The 18,647-nt window shown below is 32.8% G+C and carries 19 protein-coding genes and 1 tRNA gene; 10 read left to right on the top strand and 10 right to left on the bottom strand.

Annotated elements, in window-relative coordinates:
* Positions 1-149 precede the first annotated feature (149 nt).
* The 5 genes from OLM52_RS01105 (at position 150) to scpA (ending at position 4,893) form a co-directional block, all read left to right on the top strand.
* A tRNA-Pro gene (locus OLM52_RS01105) sits at positions 150-224 on the top strand.
* Positions 225-414: 190 nt separating this feature from the next.
* On the top strand, positions 415-1,023 hold the full coding sequence (gene udk / locus OLM52_RS01100) for a uridine kinase (protein ID WP_264549317.1): 609 nt from the start codon (positions 415-417) through the stop codon (positions 1,021-1,023).
* The gene (locus OLM52_RS01095; RefSeq protein ID WP_264549316.1) at positions 1,023-1,388 is read left to right on the top strand and encodes an FtsB family cell division protein; all 366 of its coding nucleotides are present in this window, start codon (positions 1,023-1,025) and stop codon (positions 1,386-1,388) included. The genes udk and OLM52_RS01095 overlap by 1 nt, the downstream gene beginning before the upstream one ends.
* Positions 1,389-1,399: 11 nt before the next feature.
* Positions 1,400-2,761 carry a methylmalonyl-CoA mutase subunit beta gene (locus tag OLM52_RS01090; RefSeq protein WP_264549315.1) on the top strand — a complete coding sequence of 454 codons (1,362 nt, stop codon included), beginning with the start codon at positions 1,400-1,402 and terminating at the stop codon, positions 2,759-2,761.
* A gap of 2 nt (positions 2,762-2,763) precedes the next feature.
* Entirely contained in the window at positions 2,764-4,893 is a 2,130-nt protein-coding gene (gene scpA, locus OLM52_RS01085; RefSeq protein ID WP_413614424.1) for a methylmalonyl-CoA mutase, read from the top strand.
* Positions 4,894-4,966: 73 nt separating this feature from the next.
* Here the strand turns inward: scpA and OLM52_RS01080 are convergent, their stop codons facing one another.
* The 7 genes from OLM52_RS01080 to OLM52_RS01050 form a co-directional block, all read right to left on the bottom strand.
* On the bottom strand, positions 4,967-5,185 hold the full coding sequence (locus OLM52_RS01080) for a DUF2007 domain-containing protein (protein WP_153200897.1): 219 nt from the start codon (positions 5,183-5,185) through the stop codon (positions 4,967-4,969).
* An 18-nt stretch (positions 5,186-5,203) separates the two neighbouring features.
* Complete coding sequence (locus tag OLM52_RS01075; RefSeq protein ID WP_264549313.1) at positions 5,204-5,818, bottom strand: DEAD/DEAH box helicase; 615 nt, start codon at positions 5,816-5,818, stop codon at positions 5,204-5,206.
* A 4-nt stretch (positions 5,819-5,822) separates the two neighbouring features.
* Positions 5,823-6,986, bottom strand: a complete 1,164-nt coding sequence (locus OLM52_RS01070; RefSeq protein ID WP_264549312.1) for a sigma-54-dependent transcriptional regulator — start codon at positions 6,984-6,986, stop codon at positions 5,823-5,825.
* 90 nt (positions 6,987-7,076) lie between these two features.
* Complete coding sequence (locus OLM52_RS01065) at positions 7,077-8,384, bottom strand: ABC transporter permease (RefSeq protein ID WP_264549311.1); 1,308 nt, start codon at positions 8,382-8,384, stop codon at positions 7,077-7,079.
* 2 nt (positions 8,385-8,386) lie between these two features.
* A complete protein-coding gene (locus OLM52_RS01060) occupies positions 8,387-9,307 on the bottom strand; it encodes an ABC transporter ATP-binding protein (RefSeq protein ID WP_264549310.1) in 921 nt (306 codons plus the stop codon).
* Positions 9,308-9,464: 157 nt separating this feature from the next.
* A complete protein-coding gene (gene dnaJ, locus OLM52_RS01055) occupies positions 9,465-10,586 on the bottom strand; it encodes a molecular chaperone DnaJ (protein WP_264549309.1) in 1,122 nt (373 codons plus the stop codon).
* A gap of 56 nt (positions 10,587-10,642) precedes the next feature.
* Positions 10,643-11,206, bottom strand: coding sequence for a nucleotide exchange factor GrpE (locus OLM52_RS01050; RefSeq protein WP_264549308.1), 564 nt, complete (start codon positions 11,204-11,206; stop codon positions 10,643-10,645).
* Between the two features lie 156 nt (positions 11,207-11,362).
* On the opposite strand from OLM52_RS01050, the gene OLM52_RS01045 reads away from it, so the two are divergent.
* Positions 11,363-12,028: a YceI family protein gene (locus OLM52_RS01045; protein WP_264549307.1), complete on the top strand. Its 666-nt coding sequence runs from the start codon at positions 11,363-11,365 to the stop codon at positions 12,026-12,028.
* A 28-nt stretch (positions 12,029-12,056) separates the two neighbouring features.
* On the opposite strand, the gene OLM52_RS01040 is transcribed toward OLM52_RS01045, so the two are convergent.
* On the bottom strand, positions 12,057-12,962 hold the full coding sequence (locus OLM52_RS01040) for a TIGR01777 family oxidoreductase (RefSeq protein WP_264549306.1): 906 nt from the start codon (positions 12,960-12,962) through the stop codon (positions 12,057-12,059).
* Positions 12,963-13,046: 84 nt separating this feature from the next.
* Positions 13,047-13,502, bottom strand: coding sequence for a DUF4442 domain-containing protein (locus OLM52_RS01035; protein ID WP_264549305.1), 456 nt, complete (start codon positions 13,500-13,502; stop codon positions 13,047-13,049).
* 233 nt (positions 13,503-13,735) lie between these two features.
* Between OLM52_RS01035 and OLM52_RS01030 the strand changes: the two genes are divergently transcribed.
* Genes OLM52_RS01030 through OLM52_RS01020 form a run of 3 tightly spaced genes read left to right on the top strand, consistent with a single transcriptional unit; the run spans position 13,736 to position 16,545 of the window.
* Positions 13,736-14,065 carry a PadR family transcriptional regulator gene (locus OLM52_RS01030; RefSeq protein ID WP_264549304.1) on the top strand — a complete coding sequence of 110 codons (330 nt, stop codon included), beginning with the start codon at positions 13,736-13,738 and terminating at the stop codon, positions 14,063-14,065.
* 5 nt (positions 14,066-14,070) lie between these two features.
* Positions 14,071-15,813 (top strand): PspC domain-containing protein, encoded by a 1,743-nt coding sequence (locus tag OLM52_RS01025; protein ID WP_264549303.1) that lies wholly within the window; start codon positions 14,071-14,073, stop codon positions 15,811-15,813.
* A gap of 6 nt (positions 15,814-15,819) precedes the next feature.
* A complete protein-coding gene (locus tag OLM52_RS01020; RefSeq protein ID WP_264549302.1) occupies positions 15,820-16,545 on the top strand; it encodes a head GIN domain-containing protein in 726 nt (241 codons plus the stop codon).
* Between the two features lie 280 nt (positions 16,546-16,825).
* Here the strand turns inward: OLM52_RS01020 and OLM52_RS01015 are convergent, their stop codons facing one another.
* A complete protein-coding gene (locus OLM52_RS01015) occupies positions 16,826-17,380 on the bottom strand; it encodes a hypothetical protein (protein ID WP_264549301.1) in 555 nt (184 codons plus the stop codon).
* Between the two features lie 74 nt (positions 17,381-17,454).
* On the opposite strand from OLM52_RS01015, the gene OLM52_RS01010 reads away from it, so the two are divergent.
* Complete coding sequence (locus OLM52_RS01010; RefSeq protein ID WP_264549300.1) at positions 17,455-18,582, top strand: methionine aminotransferase; 1,128 nt, start codon at positions 17,455-17,457, stop codon at positions 18,580-18,582.
* The last annotated feature ends 65 nt before the right edge of the window (positions 18,583-18,647 follow it).

The following is an 18,647-nucleotide window of genomic DNA, read 5'->3' as shown; positions in this document are numbered from 1 at the left end:
TTATTCTTTTAAGAGTAGCAAATGTAAGTTTTTAATTAAAATTATTTCTTAAAAATAGATTAGAATTAACAATTCCGTAATAAGTTATATTTATTTTAGAAAAAAATTTTGATAATAAATATTAAGTCCTATATTTGCACTCACAAATTCGGGGTGTAGCGTAGCCCGGTTATCGCGCCTGCTTTGGGAGCAGGAGGCCGCAGGTTCGAATCCTGCCACCCCGACAAAAAGACTTTCTCAGGAAAGTCTTTTTTTGTTTATAAAACTTTTCAATAAGCTATTCAAAGCATCTATACCTTCTCATCACAATTATCTATATTTTTTTAGCATCTATTCCCAAAACTTTCTCATGAAAACAAAAAACACATAGAATATTATTTCTATTTTTGCTAAAATAAAACAATACAACATTTTATGCTAATTATTGGAATTGCCGGTGGTACCGGAAGTGGAAAAACAACAGTTGTACATCAGATTATGAATGAGTTACCTTCTTCTGAGGTAGGAATCATTTCTCAAGATTCATATTATAAGGAAACCCATCATTTAAGTTATGAAGAACGTACTAAAATCAATTTCGACCATCCAAGAGCTATTGATTTTGAATTGTTAGTAACACATTTGAAAGAGCTAAAAGCTGGAAAAACCATTGAACAACCTGTTTATTCTTTCGTAACTCACGATAGAACCGATGATAAAATTATCACACATCCAAGAAAAGTAATGATTGTTGAGGGTATTTTAATTCTTACAAATCCTGAATTGAGAGATTTATTTGATATTAAAGTATATGTTCATGCTGATTCTGATGAACGTTTAATTCGTCGTTTAAAGCGTGATATTGCAGAGCGTGGACGCGATATGGAAGAAGTTTTAAATCGCTATCAAACTACTTTAAAACCAATGCACGAGCAATTTATTGAACCCACAAAAGCATTTGCAGATATTATTATTCCTAACGACAAATACAACACCGTAGCTATAGATGTAGTTCGCGCTGTAATCAACCAAAGACTAGTATAATGAACAAATTAAAGAATTTAATTGCCAACTATCCGTTCCTGAAAATTTTAGCGAACCGATATGTTTTGGTGTTAATTTTCTTTGCCATTTGGATTTTGTTTTTAGACAATTATTCCTATTTAGAACATCGTGTTTTAGACAAGGAAATTGATGTGATTGAAGACAACATCAACTACTACAAAACCGAAATCAAAAAAGACAGTGCTAGTATTAAGCATTTAAAAAACAATGATAGAGTTGAAAAATACGCTCGCGAAAAATATTACATGAAACGCGAAAACGAAGACATTTATATCATTGAATTTGAAGAGGAGAAAAAAGCAGAAAAAGAAGCTGAAGCCAAAAAAACAAATAGTAACAATTAAATATATAATTCGTGACTAACAATAATCTATTTTCAGAATTTGAATCAGTTTCCGCAAAACAGTGGAAACAACAAATTCAATTTGAACTAAAAGGTGCAGATTACAACGAAACACTAGTTTGGGAAAGCCCAGAAGGGATAAAAGTAAAACCTTTTTATCACAGTGATGAAACAAAAGTGAATCTTGATGCTATCATTCCTTCAAAAGCTTTTACAATTCTACAGAATATTTTTGTGCACGATGTTCAAAAATCAAATGCTCGTGCGATAGAATCTTTACAAAGAGGAGCAGAAAGTGTTCGTTTCACTATTGAAAATGATGCAATTTCGCTCGAAGAATTGATGCAAAATCTTCCGTTAGAAAATGTAACTTATTATTTCAATTTGCCTTTTCTATCAATCGATTTCGTAACTAAGATTAACGACTATTCATTCAAAAATAAAGCGAATATTTGCATTCAAATTGACCCAATAGGACAATTAATAAAAGATGGTAATTGGTTTGAAAGCCTTGAAAAAGATTTTGAGAAACTAAATACAATTGCTTCTAAATCAACTGTTCCATTTTTAACGATATCAAGCGGAATATACCAAAATTCAGGAGCAAATATCGTGCAACAATTGGCTTACACTTTAGCTCAAATAAATGAATATTTTAATAAAATTCCTGCAATAAATCAGCCAATTACAATTGAAGTAACTGTTGGAACGAATTACTTTTTCGAAATCGCAAAACTAAGAGCATTACGATTATTATTCAACACATTAGCATCAGCATACAATCATAATTTCGATTGTCATATCATTGCTACACCAACCAAACGTAACAAAACGTTATACGATTACAATGTAAATATGTTGCGAACTACTACCGAATGTATGTCGGCAATATTAGGTGGAGCAGATGGCGTAGCAAATTTAGCTTATGATGCGATTTATCACAAAGACAACGAATTTGGCGATAGAATTTCGAGAAATCAACTCTTGGTTTTAAAACACGAGAGTTATTTCGATAAAGTGAATAATCCTGCTGACGGTACATATTATATTGAATCCTTAACCGAACAATTAGCTGAAAAGGCTTTAGAATTATTCAAAGATATCGAGAAAAATGGCGGTTTAATTTCGCAATTAATCGATGGAACTATCCAAAGAAAAATCAATGAAAGTGCACAAAAAGAACAAGAACTTTTTGATTCTGGGAAAGAAGTTTTGCTAGGGACCAACAAGTATCCAAATAAAAACGACCAAATGAAAAACGATTTGGAATTGTATCCTTTCGTAAAACAAAACGCCAGAAAAACGTTAATCACACCAATTATCGAAAAACGTTTGGCTGAAAAACTAGAACAAGAACGTTTAGCTCAAGAGTAATAATCATGAGAAAAGATATACAACATTTACAAATAGGGAAAAGGGAAAAGGGAAAAGGGAAAAGCACTGATTCTAACAATTTTACCACAGCCGAAAACATCGAGTTAAAACCAATTTACACTAAAGAAGATATTTCTAATTTAGAACATCTTGGTTTTGGAGCTGGTTTTGCACCAAATTTACGCGGACCATACGCTACTATGTATGTTCGCCGACCTTGGACGATTCGTCAATATGCGGGATTTTCTACTGCGGAAGAAAGTAATGCCTTTTACAGAAGAAATCTTGCCGCTGGACAAAAAGGTTTATCAGTTGCCTTCGATTTAGCTACACACAGAGGTTACGACTCAGACCACGAAAGAGTTGTGGGTGATGTTGGAAAAGCTGGAGTTGCAATTGATTCAGTGGAAGATATGAAAGTACTTTTCGACCAAATTCCGTTAGGTGAAATGTCGGTTTCGATGACGATGAATGGTGCGGTTTTGCCAATTATGGCATTCTACATTGTTGCAGCGGAAGAACAAGGCGTTGCTCCTAACCTATTGTCGGGAACGATTCAGAATGACATTTTGAAGGAATTCATGGTGCGAAACACCTACATTTACCCACCAACACCTTCGATGAAAATTATTGCGGATATTTTTGAATATACCAGTAAAAATATGCCGAAATTCAACTCGATTTCGATTTCGGGTTACCATATGCAAGAAGCGGGAGCTACTGCCGATATTGAATTAGCGTACACTTTAGCAGATGGTTTGGAATACATTCGCACTGGTTTAGCAGCAGGAATGGATATTGACACGTTCGCTCCTCGCCTTTCGTTTTTCTGGGCGATTGGAATGAATCATTTTATGGAAATTGCGAAAATGCGTGCCGGTCGTATGCTTTGGGCAAAACTATTGAAACAATTCAACCCAAAAGACGAAAAATCATTAGCATTAAGAACGCATTGCCAAACTTCGGGTTGGAGTTTAACGGAGCAAGATCCTTTTAATAACGTAGCTCGAACTGCGATTGAAGCAGCAGCTGCAGCCTTTGGAGGAACTCAATCGTTACACACGAATGCCTTAGACGAAGCGATTGCTTTACCAACCGATTTCTCAGCTAGAATTGCTCGTAATACGCAAATCTTTTTACAAGAGGAAACCAAAATTTGTAAAACGGTTGACCCTTGGGCAGGAAGTTATTATGTAGAAAGTTTAACCGCAGAAATTGCTGAAAAAGCTTGGGCTTTAATTGAAGAAGTAGAAGCGCTTGGCGGAATGACAAAAGCCATTGAAGCTGGAATTCCTAAACTAAGAATAGAAGAAGCTGCCGCACGCAAACAAGCCCGTATCGACAGTAGTCAGGATATTATTGTGGGTGTGAACAAATACCGTTTGGACAAAGAAGATCCGTTACATATTTTGGATGTGGATAACCAAATGGTGCGCAAACAACAAATTGAACGTTTAGACCAAATTAAAGCGACTCGCGATAATGCAAAAGTTGCCGAATGTATAGCAAAATTAACTGAAAGTGCTAAAAATGGTGGTGAAAATTTACTATCTTTAGCAGTAGAAGCAGCACGAAACAGAGCTACTTTAGGCGAAATTAGTGATGCTTTAGAAGTTGTTTTTGGAAGATATAAAGCACAAATTAGAAGTTTTAGCGGCGTGTATAGTAAAGAAATAAAGAACGATGTAAGTTTTGAAAAAGCAAAACAACTAGCTGACGCTTTCGCGAAGAAAGAAGGTCGTCGTCCTCGTATTATGATTGCGAAAATGGGACAAGACGGTCACGATCGTGGTGCAAAAGTAGTAGCAACAGGGTACGCCGACGTAGGTTTTGACGTAGACATTGGTCCGTTATTCCAAACGCCACAAGAAGCTGCGAAACAAGCGGTTGAAAACGACGTACACATTTTAGGTGTTTCTTCTTTAGCAGCGGGACACAAAACCTTAGTACCACAAGTAATTGAAGAACTAAAAAAATACGGAAGAGAAGATATTATGGTAATTGTTGGCGGTGTAATTCCTGCACAAGACTACCAATTCTTATTCGACGCCGGAGCAGTTGCAGTTTTTGGTCCTGGAACTAAAATTAGTGAAGCGGCAATTACGATTTTAGAGGTTTTATTGGAGGAGTAAATTTTCAAAAACCATAAAAAAAGCATTTACAATTTAAACGTTGTAAATGCTTTTCCTTTTTTTGTGAGTACTATTACAAACTCATTCTAAACTCCTCTAAAACTGGACTAATTTTGCCGTAATAACGTTCATCTACAAATAATTCTACTGCTAAATCTGTATTTCCAAAACCTGCCAATCTAGCTGATTGTAAATTGTCTTTTTTTAGAACATCAACACCAACTGCTTCAATTTTTTGTTTTAATGTTTCGGCTAAAATTTCACTTCCCGAAAAAACTTTCATCATTCCCATAGTTGTATATTTTTTAAATTAATCTTCCATTTCGAAGAAAAGTGGTTCAATCATTATTCGATCTGCTAAAATTTCAACTCTTTCCGTAATTTGTGAACAGAAGAACAAACGTTGTGTTTTCTCAGCACTCATGGAAAGCCTTTGAATTATTGAATCTTCGCGCTTTCGCAACATTTCTTCTACATCGTCAACCACAAACATTTTAATCGTATTCATGTTAAATCCTGCCGATGAAAACATTTCATTAATTCGAATTGGCGTTCCAATTAAAACGTCCATTCCTAAAGAAATTTGATTTTTGTCATAATCCATATCGCCTTTTTCATGTACGCCAAAAATACGTAAATTGGTGTAATGATTCATTTTTTTGAATGTTTCAAGCGCTTCCAATACTTTTTCTTTGTCTTGCACCAAAACCAAAGCGCGCGTACTTTCGCCCATAGGTTTATCCATGCGTTGGATAACATTCATTAAAATGGTAGTTGTTTTTCCACTCTTTTTTGGAGATTGAATAACTGCATCAACGCCACTTTTAATAGTTGAAAAAGTTTCTTGTTGCATTTCATTGGCCTCGATTAAATTGTTTTCAATCAACGCTTTTTGAAGACTTGGATTTATTTTTTTTAATTGCATTATTTTATTTTGTTGCGAATAATTTTACGTCTTGTTCTGAAATTTCTGTTCCACCTAAAATAATTAAGCGTTCAACTACATTTCGTAATTCTCGAATATTTCCGGTCCAATCGTATTCTTGTAATAATTTTATAGCTGATTTGGAAAAGCTTTTTACTGCATTTCCTTGCTCAGAAGCTATTTTTGCAGCAAAGTGTTCAATCAATTCTGGGATATCTTCTCTTCTATCATTTAAAGCCGGAACTTTGATTAAAATAACCGCTAAACGATGATACAAATCTTCTCTGAATCTTCCTTCTTCAATTTCCTTTTTTAAATCTTTATTTGTTGCTGCAACCACACGCACATTGACTTTAATGTCTTTGTCTGCACCTACTCTTTGAATTAGATTTTCTTGCAAAGCACGTAAAACCTTAGCTTGAGCCGATAAACTCATATCGCCAATTTCATCTAAGAAAATGGTTCCTCCATCAGCGGCTTCAAACTTTCCTGCTCTATCTTTTACAGCGGAAGTAAAAGCACCTTTTACGTGACCAAACAATTCACTTTCAATTAATTCAGACGGAATTGCTGCACAGTTTACTTCTATAATTGCTGCATTGCAACGCTCACTTCTTTCATGCAATTGATGTGCTACTAGCTCTTTTCCAGTTCCATTTGGACCTGTGATTAAAACTCTAGCATCGGTTGGAGCAACTTTATCAATCATGGTTTTAATGTGATTGATTGCCTCGCTATTTCCAATCATTTCATAGTTTTTAGAGACTTTCTTTTTCAAGATTTTGTTCTCTACAACCAATTGTTTTCGGTCTAAAGCATTTCGAACCGTATTCAACAAACGATTCAAATCAGGTGGTTTTGAAATGTAATCAAAAGCGCCTAAACGCATCGTATTTATAGCAGTTTCCAAATCACCATGACCAGAAATCATCACCATCGGGATTTCAGGTTTAATTTTTTTAACAGCTTCTAATACCTCAACACCATCCATTTTTGGCATTTTGATATCGCAAAGAATCAAATCATACTCTTCGTTTTTGATTTTTTCTAAACCTTGCAAACCGTCTTCTGCTTCTTCAACTTTATACGAGTCATTTTCTTCAGAAAGTATTTTAGTCAATACTCTTCGAATAGCTGCTTCGTCTTCTATAATAAGGATTTTACTCATTTTTTTTAGGTTAGAAGTTTATGTGTTTAAAAGTTTATGAGGGTTTTGAAAACTTATAAACTCCTAAACTTTAGACTTTTTAAACTTACTTTAATATTTCAACCATTTGTATAATTCTTTCCAAGTTGGTTTTTTTCCGTACATTAAAATACCTACACGATAGATTTTTGCCGCAAACCAGACTACAAAGATAAACGTTCCGTACAATAAACCTATAGAAAGTAGTAATTGCCACAACGGAACTCCAAATGGAATACGCATGAGCATCACAATTGGCGACGTTAATGGAATTATGGAGAATACAGTCGCTATTGTGCCATGAGGATCATTTATAACCGTGAAAAATCCGATATAAACACCCAAAATTAAAGGCATAATTATCGGCAATAAAAACTGTTGTGAATCGGTTTCTGAATCTACTGCTGCACCAATTGCTGCATAAAACGAGCTATATAAAAAATAACCTCCAATAAAATAAATAATAAATGAAATAATTAATGTAACTAAAGGTAAATTGGTAATTTCATTAAAATACATTTGTAGTTTAGCCACTTTATCAACATTTCCGGCAGCTTCCATCATTTCTGGCGACATAGTTGAAGAAGCGCCCATTTGCAATCCTAAAAATGTGGAAGCAATAAAAAACAATAATGTTCCAACAATTGCCCAGATTAAAAATTGTAAAATTCCAGCTAAAGAATTTCCAATAATTTTTCCCATCATTAATTGGTATGGTTTTACCGAAGAAATAATGATTTCAATAATTCTTGACGTTTTTTCTTCAATAACACTTCGCATTACAAAATTGCCGTAAATAACTATAAACATCATAATTAAGTAACCAAACAATCCTCCAATGGCTACCTTAATTTCATTCAAGCCTTTTAAACTTTCTTCACCCGAAAATTTTGAAAGTTTTAAGGAAGAATCTGCTTTGGCTTTATCAATTTTTTCTGCATCAAAACCCAATACTTTTAAATTTTCTTGCGTAATTACAGAATCAATAACTTCTTCAACATCTGAAATAAAATCTAAACTTGGGCTATCTTCTGAAATATATTCTACTTTTTCCTTTAAATCCTGAACCGAAGTTACTTTTGGAATGTAAAGCAATCCTTCATAGCTTTTACTTGCAGTATCTTTTGCAATTTTGAATGGCATTGCTGACAAATCTGTATAATTGGTAAACTTGTCGTTTTTAAATTCTTTTTTGAGCAATCCTGCTTCGTCATGAATGGCTATTTGTGTTACAGAATCTTTATTCATTGTAGATAAATAACCCACAAGAACAGCCATACCAACAAATAAAAGCGGACTTAAAAAAGTCATTACGATGAACGATTTATTACGCACTTTGGCAATAAATTCTCTTTTTATAATTAAGGATAATATGCTCATGATTATTTGCTTACAGTTTGAATGAATATATCGTTAACACTTGGAATTTTTTCTACAAAATGGGTAACTTGACCAAATTGCGACAAAATAGAAAGTAATTCGTTTGAATTGTGTTGACCTAAATGCACTTCTAATTTTAAATCATCATTTAGTGATTTGAAATTGGTTTGACTTATCGTGAATTTTTGTGTCAAATGCACCATCAATCCTTCAATATTATTGGTTAACACGCCCACTTGAAACGTATTAGAACGATGATGACGTTTTACATCTTCTAACTTCCCTTCAATTAACTTATTTGATTTGTGAATTAAAGCAATGTAATCACACATCTCTTCAACCGATTCCATTCGGTGGGTTGAAAATATGATAGAAGTTCCTTTTTTGTTTAATTCGATGATTTCGTCTTTAATTAAATTGGCATTTACTGGATCAAATCCTGAAAAAGGTTCATCTAAAATCAACAATTTTGGTTGGTGTAAAATCGTAACAATAAACTGAATTTTTTGTGCCATTCCTTTTGAAAGCTCTTGGATTTTTTTATCCCACCAACCTTCAATTTCAAACTTTTCAAACCAATATTTCAATTGTTTTTTAGCATCCGCATACGGCATTCCTTTTAACTGTGCCAAATACAAACACTGCTCTCCTACTTTCATGGTTTTGTACAAACCACGTTCTTCAGGCATATAACCAATATATTGAACATGTTCGGGCTTGAGTTTTTCTCCATCTAACAATACCGTTCCACTATCAGGCATTGTGATTTGGTTAATGATACGAATTAAAGTTGTTTTTCCTGCTCCATTTGGCCCAAGAAGTCCATAAATACTTCCTTTGGGAACTTGCAACGAAACATTGTTTAGGGCTGTATAATCGCCATATTGCTTGACTACATTTTGTACTTCGAGAATATTGCTCATAAAAAGTGATTTTGTTTGATTAGTTAGTAGCGTAAAACTACATTTTGTTACAAAAAAAACCCACCCTTTATTGCTAAAGGATGGGAAAAATTGCTATGAAAAAGAAAAACTCACTCTCCTAAGAAAGTGAGTTTCAAATGTATTAAATTATATTTAATTATGAAAACATATCTTTAACTTTTTCAAAAAAAGATTTATCTGATTTTTCTGGTTTCGGAATGAAGTTTTCATCGGTGAGCATTTTTTCAAAAAATTGCTTTTGTTCTTTGTTTAAAGTCTTTGGTGTCCAAACATTTACATGTACTAATAAATCACCATTTCCGTATGAATTTAAACTCGGAATTCCTTTACCTTTTAATCGTAAAATCTTGCCCGATTGAATGCCTTCTTCCAACTTGATTCGTACTTTTCCAGAAACAGTTTCAATGTCTTTTGATGCACCTAAAGCGGCTTCTGCAACACTGATATATAAATCGTAATGTAAATTTTCACCTTCACGTTTTAAAAATTCGTGTTCAATTTCTTCGATAGCAACAATTAAATCCCCAGGAATACTATTGCTCCCTGGCGCTTCATTACCTTTATTAGCCACTTTTAACTGCATTCCATCAACAACTCCAGCAGGAATTTTAATAGAAACCGTATCGTCTTCTAATAACATACCTTGTGCATCTGCTCCAGCTGGTTTTTGATCTAAAATTTGACCCGAACCACTACACGTATGACACGTAGTAGCCGTTTGCATTCTGCCTAAGATAGTATTAGCAATTTTCATGATTTGCCCAGAACCATTACAAGTAGGACAAGTTCTATAAGTTACACCTTTAGCCTGAACTTTACGTTTGACTTTGACTTTCTTTTCTACACCATTAGCAATTTCTTCCAAAGTTAGTTTCACTTTGATTCGAAGATTACTTCCTTTGACTCTGCGTTGACCACCGCCACCACCGCCAAATCCAGAAAATCCGCCGCCACCAAAAGCGCCACCAAAAATATCTCCAAACTGACTAAAAATATCATCCATGTTCATGTGTTGACCACCGCCAAATCCACCGCCATCAAAAGCTTGGTGACCATATTGATCGTATTTAGCTTTTTTGTTGGCATCACTTAAAACTTCATAAGCTTCTGCAGCTTCTTTGAACTTTTCTTCCGCTTCTTTATTTCCAGGATTTTTGTCAGGGTGAAATTCGATTGCTTTCTTACGATATGCTTTCTTAATTTCTTCTGGTGTAGCATTTTTTGAAATGCCTAATATTTCGTAAAAATCTTTTTTCATTTTAAAATATTATAATAATGATTAAAACGCGATGAATCGCGTTTCTACGGTAAAAATTATTGTCCGATTACAACCTTTGGGAAACGAATAATTTTGTCACCTAACTTGTACCCTTTTTCAATTACGTCAACAATTTTACCTTTTAATTTATCGTTTGGTGCTGGAATTTGGGTAATAGCTTCAGCAAAATCAGCATTAAAAGCATCTCCTGCTCTAACTTCTACTTCTTCCAAACCTTTAGAAATTAATGTACTTCTTAGTTTATCATGAATCAATTGCACACCTGTTACCAATGCTTCATCTTCTGACTTAGAAACTTGTGCCCAAGCTCTATCAAAATCATCTAAAACAGGTAGCATCGCTTGTAAAACTTCTTGATTTGCTGTTTTGAACAAATCAATACGTTCTTTGGCAGTTCTTCTTTTATAATTTTCAAATTCAGCAAAAAGACGTAAAAATTTATCTTTTTCATTGCTTAATTCTTCTTGTAATTGTTCTTCTACCGATAATTCTGGTGTTGGAATTCCTTGAGTTTCTGAAACATTTTCTTCATTAATGTTCTCCTTTTCGATGTTTTCAGTACTTTCTTGACTCATATTTTTGAATATTTTTTTAAACATTTTTACTTTAGTAAATGGGATTGCAAATGTATTGCCAAATCTTTAAAAATGTCAAATTGTCAGCTATTTTTATTTGATTTGAAATTTTAGGAACCCTTTAAGAGAATTTAAAAATTCGATTTATTAAGTTTGTGATGAACTAAAAAAAATTAAAATATGAAAAAAATCATCTTGAGTTTATTTGTATTGGCTACTGTTTCTTTAAACGTAGCCTGTAAAGGAGATAAAAACGAAAATGGTGAAGTTGGAGAAGTAGCTTCAGCTTCAGCTGAAAGCACCACCTATGTTGTAGATGCAAAAACATCTGTAATTGAATGGATTGGCTCTAAACCAGCTGGAAAACACAATGGGACTATTAACCTTAAATCGGGTGAATTAGCTGTTAATAATGATAGTATTCAAAGTGGAAAATTTGTAATCGATATGAATTCGATTGTAGTTACTGACTTAAAAGCGGGAGATGGCAAAGAAGATTTGGAGTCCCATTTAAAAGGAACTGGCGATAAAGAAGGAGAAGATCATTTCTTTAATGTTGGTAAATTCCCTGAAGGAATGTTTGAAATTTCGAGCATTACTTCTGAAAACGGAAAAGCAACTGTGAATGGAAATTTAACTTTAAAAGGAGTTACAAAACCAGTTAGTTTCCTTGCTACTGTTGCATATGAAGGAAATAACATGACATTAACCTCTGATTCATTTCAAATTAACAGAACACATTGGAATGTAAATCATGCTTCTAAATCAATTTTTGATGATTTAAAAGACAAATTTGTAAACGATGAAATTGAACTAGTTGTAAAATTAAACGCAACCAAACAATAAAATCAAAACCGCCAATTGGCGGTTTTTTTTATTTTAATAAATCATTCAAAGCTTTGTCTAAAGAGGCAAACTTGAACTGAAAGTTTTCATCTAATAATTTTCTGCAACTAACATGTTGACTTGAAAATAAAATTTCGTGCATTTCACCAAGAATAAATTTCATTACAAACTGTGGAATATTTGGTAAAAAAAAAGGTTTTTCAAGTGATTTAGCAATCGCTTTTGTGAGTTCGCTATTTGATACAGGATAAGGTGAAACACCGTTATAAATTCCAGGCAACTTGTTTTCAATAACATGATAAAAAATAGCTGCTAAATCATGAATATGAATCCAAGATTGATATTGCTCACCCGAACCAAAAGCTGCTCCTACTCCATATTTTATAGGTTTTACCATTTCTTGTAAAGCGCCACCGTTTTTTGCAAGTACAATGCCGATTCTTATTTTGGAAACAATTAGTTCTAATTTTTCAAATTGGCTTACTTCATTTTCCCATTGTTTTACAACATTTCCAAGAAAAGAAACATCGACATCTAAATCAGTTTCATGATAAATATTTGTCAAACTGTTTGGATAAATCCCAATAGCGGACGCCGAAACGATTTGTTTGACTTGATTTGGCGTTTTTTGAAGTGTTTGAAACAGTAATCGAGTTGAAAGTACGCGACTTTCAATAATTTCTTCTTTATAGGATGTTGTCCATTTTTTTGCAACACTAGCTCCAGCCAAATGAACAATTACTTCAACATCTGTTAAGGAAGCTACATCTATTTCTGATGTTTTTGGATTCCAATAAAAACCTTTATAATTAACATTGGTAACCAATTTATTTTTTGAAGTAGATAAATAATGAACAATGTGTCCGTTTTGAAGTAACAAGCCTACTAATTCTTGTCCTACTAACCCCGTTGCACCTGTAATTAAAATTGTCATTTTCTTTTTCCTTTTTCTCAAAGTTACAATCAAAAACAGAACAATGAAAGCAAATTAACTTATGTTTAGGATTAGTTGGAAGTTTTAACCTCTCACTTTAATAGTCCATTCAAATTGCATTTCTGAGACTTGCTCACCTTTTTCGTTTTTACCAGTTGAAGTTAGCCAAATGGTTTGACCTTCATTTGAATCAATTGCTTTTTGAATGGTTTCTTTTATTGCTGTACCTTGATTACAAGTAAATGTTATTCTTCCAGTGGCTTTTTTAGTGAAGACACTCTTATTTTGAGCTACAAGCATTGAAATGTTTTTCTTGCTTTCTTTAATTTGATACATTACCAAAGCTCCCGTTGTAAACTCAGCCGCCATTGCTTGCACTGCAAAATACATGGAGTTAAACGGATTTTGATTAAACCAACGGTGTTTTACACTTACTTCACACGTTTCTGGAGAAATTGATCGAACACGTACGCCACTCCAAAATGCAGAAGGCAGTTTAAAAAAGGTAAAAAGATTCAGTTTTGCGGGTGTAAACTCCATAATTCATTGATTTATTTTGTAAAAATACAAAAAATACTATGCATTCCTACTATTTTTTTAAATGTTAATTTTATGTTAAATATTAGTACTATGCGTAACATAATACTTGCTTTTAGACTTATCTTTGTATAAGAAATTAATAGGTAATCTAATTTCAATCATCAAATCAATCAATTGCGCAAGCAAAACAAATCAAAAAATGAACAGTTTAATTAAAAAAATCAAAAGGAATTATGAACATTGAAAACACTAAAGCGCAAATGCGAAAAGGTGTTTTAGAGTTTTGCATCTTATCGGTATTAAAAGAAAAAGATGCTTACACCTCTGAAATATTGGACACGCTAAAAAACGCAAAACTACTTGTAGTGGAAGGAACAGTATATCCTTTATTAACAAGATTAAAAAACGATAACTTACTAAATTATCGCTGGGAAGAATCCACATCGGGACCACCTAGAAAATATTATGGGCTAACCGAAGAAGGAAAAGATTTTTTACAAGAATTAAACGGCACCTGGAAAGAATTAGCAGACGCCGTAAACATAATAACAAGTCAAAACTAACAGTCATGAACAAAACAATAAGTATAAATTTAGGAGGTTTTTTCTTCCATATTGACGAGGATGCCTATCAAAAATTATCGCGTTATTTTGATGCGGTGAAACGCTCTCTTGCTCCTGATGGAAGAGATGAAATCATGAAAGATATTGAAAGCAGAATTGCAGAATTGTTTCAAGAACGCATTCAAAACGAAAAACAAGTCATTGGCTTAGTAGAAATTGACGCTGTAATCGGAATCATGGGACAACCAGAGGATTACAAAATTGATGAAGAAGCACCTTTAAATTCAAATTTTAGCGCTTCAAATAAAACCTACAACAGAGCTAAAAGATTATATAGAGACAAAGACAATTCGCTATTAGGTGGTGTTGCTGCTGGTTTTGGACATTATTTAAATATTGATCCATTGTGGGTTCGTATATTATTTATTATTGCCACATTCATAAGTTTTGGAACTGCAATAATTATTTATCTAATTCTTTGGATATTAATTCCTGAAGCCATTACCACTTCGCAAAAACTAGAAATGAAAGGTGAACCCATCAATATTTCTAACATTGAACGAAAAGTAAAAGAAGGAATTGATGAAATTGCAGATAAAATTGGAAGTATTGATCATCAAAAAATAGCTGATAATGCAAAAAATGGTGCTGAAAAAGTAGGAAGTTCTATTGCTGATATTTTTGGAACTATTTTTAAAATATTTGCAAAGTTTATTGGTGCGTTAATTGTAATAATTGCTTCTTCTTCACTTTTAGGAATAATAGTTTTTGGAATAATCATGTTGTTTACCTCAACGATGCCCGATAATTATATTCTAAACCGATTTGAAGCACCTATAGGATTAGAAACTCCGTTTTGGGTACAAGGAATATTATTTATTTTAGTATTTGGAATTCCGTTCTTTTTCTTACTTTTATTAGGATTAAAATTATTGGTAAACAATTTAAAATCAATAGGAAACGTTGCTACGTATACCTTAATTGCTACTTGGGTAATTGCTTCTGGAATAGCAATATCATTGGGAATCAATGAAGCAACTCAAATGGCGTTTGAAGGAAAAGTAATTCAAAAAGAAGAAATTATTTTGATGCCAACAGACACGTTATACATTAAATTCAAAAACAATGATTTCTATTCTAAGAACACACACAATGGAACTGATTTTAGATTAACACAAGATGAAAACAATAAGGATATCATCTATTCTAACAATATTTCGATAGAAATTATGGAAACTGATGAAGCGATTCCTTATATCCAAATTGAAAAATTAGCCAACGGAAAATCCGCTTCTGAAGCAAAGAAAAGAGCAGAAAAAATCAAATATGGTTACAAAATTGAAGGAAATACATTAATTTTAGATAATTATTTAATTTCTGCTGTTGAAAACAAATTTAGAGGACAGGAAGTAGAATTATACTTATATTTACCAAAGGGAACGCTATTTAAAACCGATAAAAATTTCAAACATTTTGATTATACAAATAATGATTTTTTTGATTTAAATTATGATTTTTCTAATGGTATTTATAAAGTTGAAGCTGAAAATATTATATGTTTAAATTGCCCGTCTTCAGAAAATAATTTTGAAGAAAATGAAACAAACAATGACTCAAGCTCAACTATTATCTTAGATGCAAATGGCGTTTTAATCAAAAAAGAAATCAAAGAAGTTCAAAACGATGTAAATCAAGAAGTTCAAAATGTAAAAATTGAAATTGATACTAAAAAAGAAACCAAAAACTAAATAACTATGAAAAAATCCCTAAAACTAGTAATAGTTTTCATTTCAATGACATTACTATCGTGTAATGCCAATCTAAACCTAAAAAACGGCGTAGATGGAAGTGGTAATATCATTACAGAAAAAAGAACTATCAACCAAAACTTTGATAAGATTGCAGCAAGCAGTGGCGTTACAGTAATTGTTGAACAAGGTTCACCAACCGATGTTGAAGTTGAAACAGACGACAACTTAATGCAATATGTTGTTACAAAAGTTGAAAACGGAACATTAATTGTTAAAATTGAAGGCAGCATTAATACTATGTCCTCAATCGATGTAAGAGTTAGAATGAGTTCAATTGCTGGATTAGAAAGTTCAAGTGGTTCAAGAATTAGCTCTAAAAACACGTTAAAAGGAAATACCATTGCTGTGAAATCTAGTAGTGGAAGTGAAATTGACACTAATTTAGAGTATGAAAACGTGAGTTGCGAATCGTCAAGCGGAAGTTCAATTACCGTTTCTGGAAAAGCTTTAAAGCTAGAAACAGCCTCATCAAGCGGAAGTGAAATTGATGCTGATGAATTAATTGCAAATGATGTATATGCACAAGCTACGAGCGGAAGCTCAACTACAGTGAAACCAATTGTGAAATTAGACGGTAAAGCTTCTAGCGGAAGCTCAATAAATTATGTGCAGACTCCTAAAACTATCACAAAAGAAGAAACCTCTGGTGGAAGCGTTGATAAAGAGTAACTGATTAAAAATCAGAATATTTTAACAAATAATTAGTACATATTTTAAAATCAACTAATTACTTTTACACATACAACTAAACAAACTAAATTCAATTCTCATGATAAAGTTAGTTATCCAAATTATCGAATTTGTATTTACTTTTATCGTAAACTTGATAGAATCAATACTATAATAAAAAAAAAACACCTGCAAAAATGTTGGTGTTTTTTTATTTTTCACCATATAGCTCAACTAAAGTGGTGAGAAAAAAAACGGGATTTAAACAAACCAGATTGTATTAAATTTCATTTATAGCCTGAATTCCTTCTAGAAAATCTATTGTTTTTACTTCTTCAAAAAAATCAATTTCGGTTTCGTGAGGCAAAAAATCAGAAATAATCCGAACAATAAAATCTTGCGGTTTTTTCAAATACATAAATGTGTAATCTTCCATATTAACTACCGTTTTCTCAGCTAAATCGGTTGTTCTTACAAACTTATCAGAAGTCAAAGAAGATAAGCATGGTAAATTCAACTTGGGTTCATTGATAATGGGTTTTCCATTTTCAAACAAGCCACCTTCGTAACCGTATAAAGAAGCAGTAGTGATTTCGATTGGTTTTCCTAAACGCAAATGAGAAGGTAAATTAGCTTCTTTTCCAATTACAGCTGCAAAACCCATTAAGATACAAATATCGTGTGGTGGCAATTGCATCAGAGTTTTAGCTGTACTTTCACGACCAATTCCAGAAACAATTATGTCGTAAGTATGATTTAAATTAGGAATTCGAGCTAAAGCATGAAGCACTTTTTCTCGTTCAATTTCCATTGGTGTAAGGATAATTATCGTCAAGGTCTTAGAATTAAATCACAAAATAAAGTAATTTGAAGAAAATATTGCGCGTATATTTTTTATATTTTTGTTTCATGTCAAAACTTCCCAACATCACCTCAAGTATATTCTCTGTAATGTCGCAATTAGCGAACGAACATAGCGCTATAAATTTATCGCAAGGATTTCCAAATTTTCCAGAAGATGAACGCTTGATACAAATTTGTGAACGCATTATTAGAGAAAATATTCATCAATATACCCCAATGGCAGGTTTACCTTCGTTGTTGGAAAAAATTGCGAATCAAACTCTAAAACAATACGGTAGAAAAGTCAATACTACAACTGAAATACTCATTACTGCTGGTGCTACTCAAGGCGTTTTTACAGCGATAAATACATTTGTAAATCAGGGTGATGAAGTGTTGATTTTAGACCCAAGTTATGACAGTTATGAACCTTCGGTTTTGGTAGCGGGAGGAAGACCCGTTCGTGTTTCATTAAATGATGATTACACTCCAAATTTCAACCGAATTGAAAACGCTATTACAGCTAAAACCAAAATGATTGTGATAAATAATCCACACAATCCGACAGGAAGAATTTGGACAGAGAATGACTTTGAAGCTTTAGAAACTATTTTAGAAAAACATCAACAAGTTCTTATTTTAGGAGACGAAGTTTACGAATACATTACGTTTTCACAACCGCATATTTCATTTAATTCACGTGCAAAATTAGCAAGTAAAACCATTATAGCATCTTCTTTTGGGAAGTCACTACACGTTACAGGTTGGAAAGTTGGCTATTTAATTGCCTCTGAAAAATTAATGAACGAAATGAAAAAAGTACATCAATTTTTAGTATTTAGCGTAAATAGTTTTTCGCAACATGCCATTTCAGCATATTTAGAAGTTGTAGATTTTAATGAAGTTTCAAAAATGTATCAACGTAAACGTGATTTGTTTCAAAACCTAATCAAAAAAAGTCGATTTGAAGTAATGCCTTGTGATGGAACCTATTTTCAAGTAGTAAATTACAATGCTATTTCTAGTAAAAATGACATTGATTTTGCAAAAGAATTAATAATCAATCATGGTGTAGCTTCAATACCTATATCAGTATTTTATAATGATGCTACCGATAGAAAAATGCTGCGCTTTTGTTTTGCTAAAACAGACGAAACATTAATCGCTGCTGCACAAAAATTATGTGTAATTTAGTTTTTACTTCTAAATTTAATTATAACGCCAACTCATTGACCTTAACAATACCTATACAAAAACTC

Source organism: Flavobacterium sp. N2820 (assembly GCF_025947285.1).
Lineage (GTDB): Bacteria > Bacteroidota > Bacteroidia > Flavobacteriales > Flavobacteriaceae > Flavobacterium.
The sequence above is the reverse complement of the archived record's forward strand: the minus strand, read 5'-3'. Positions and strand labels throughout refer to the sequence as shown.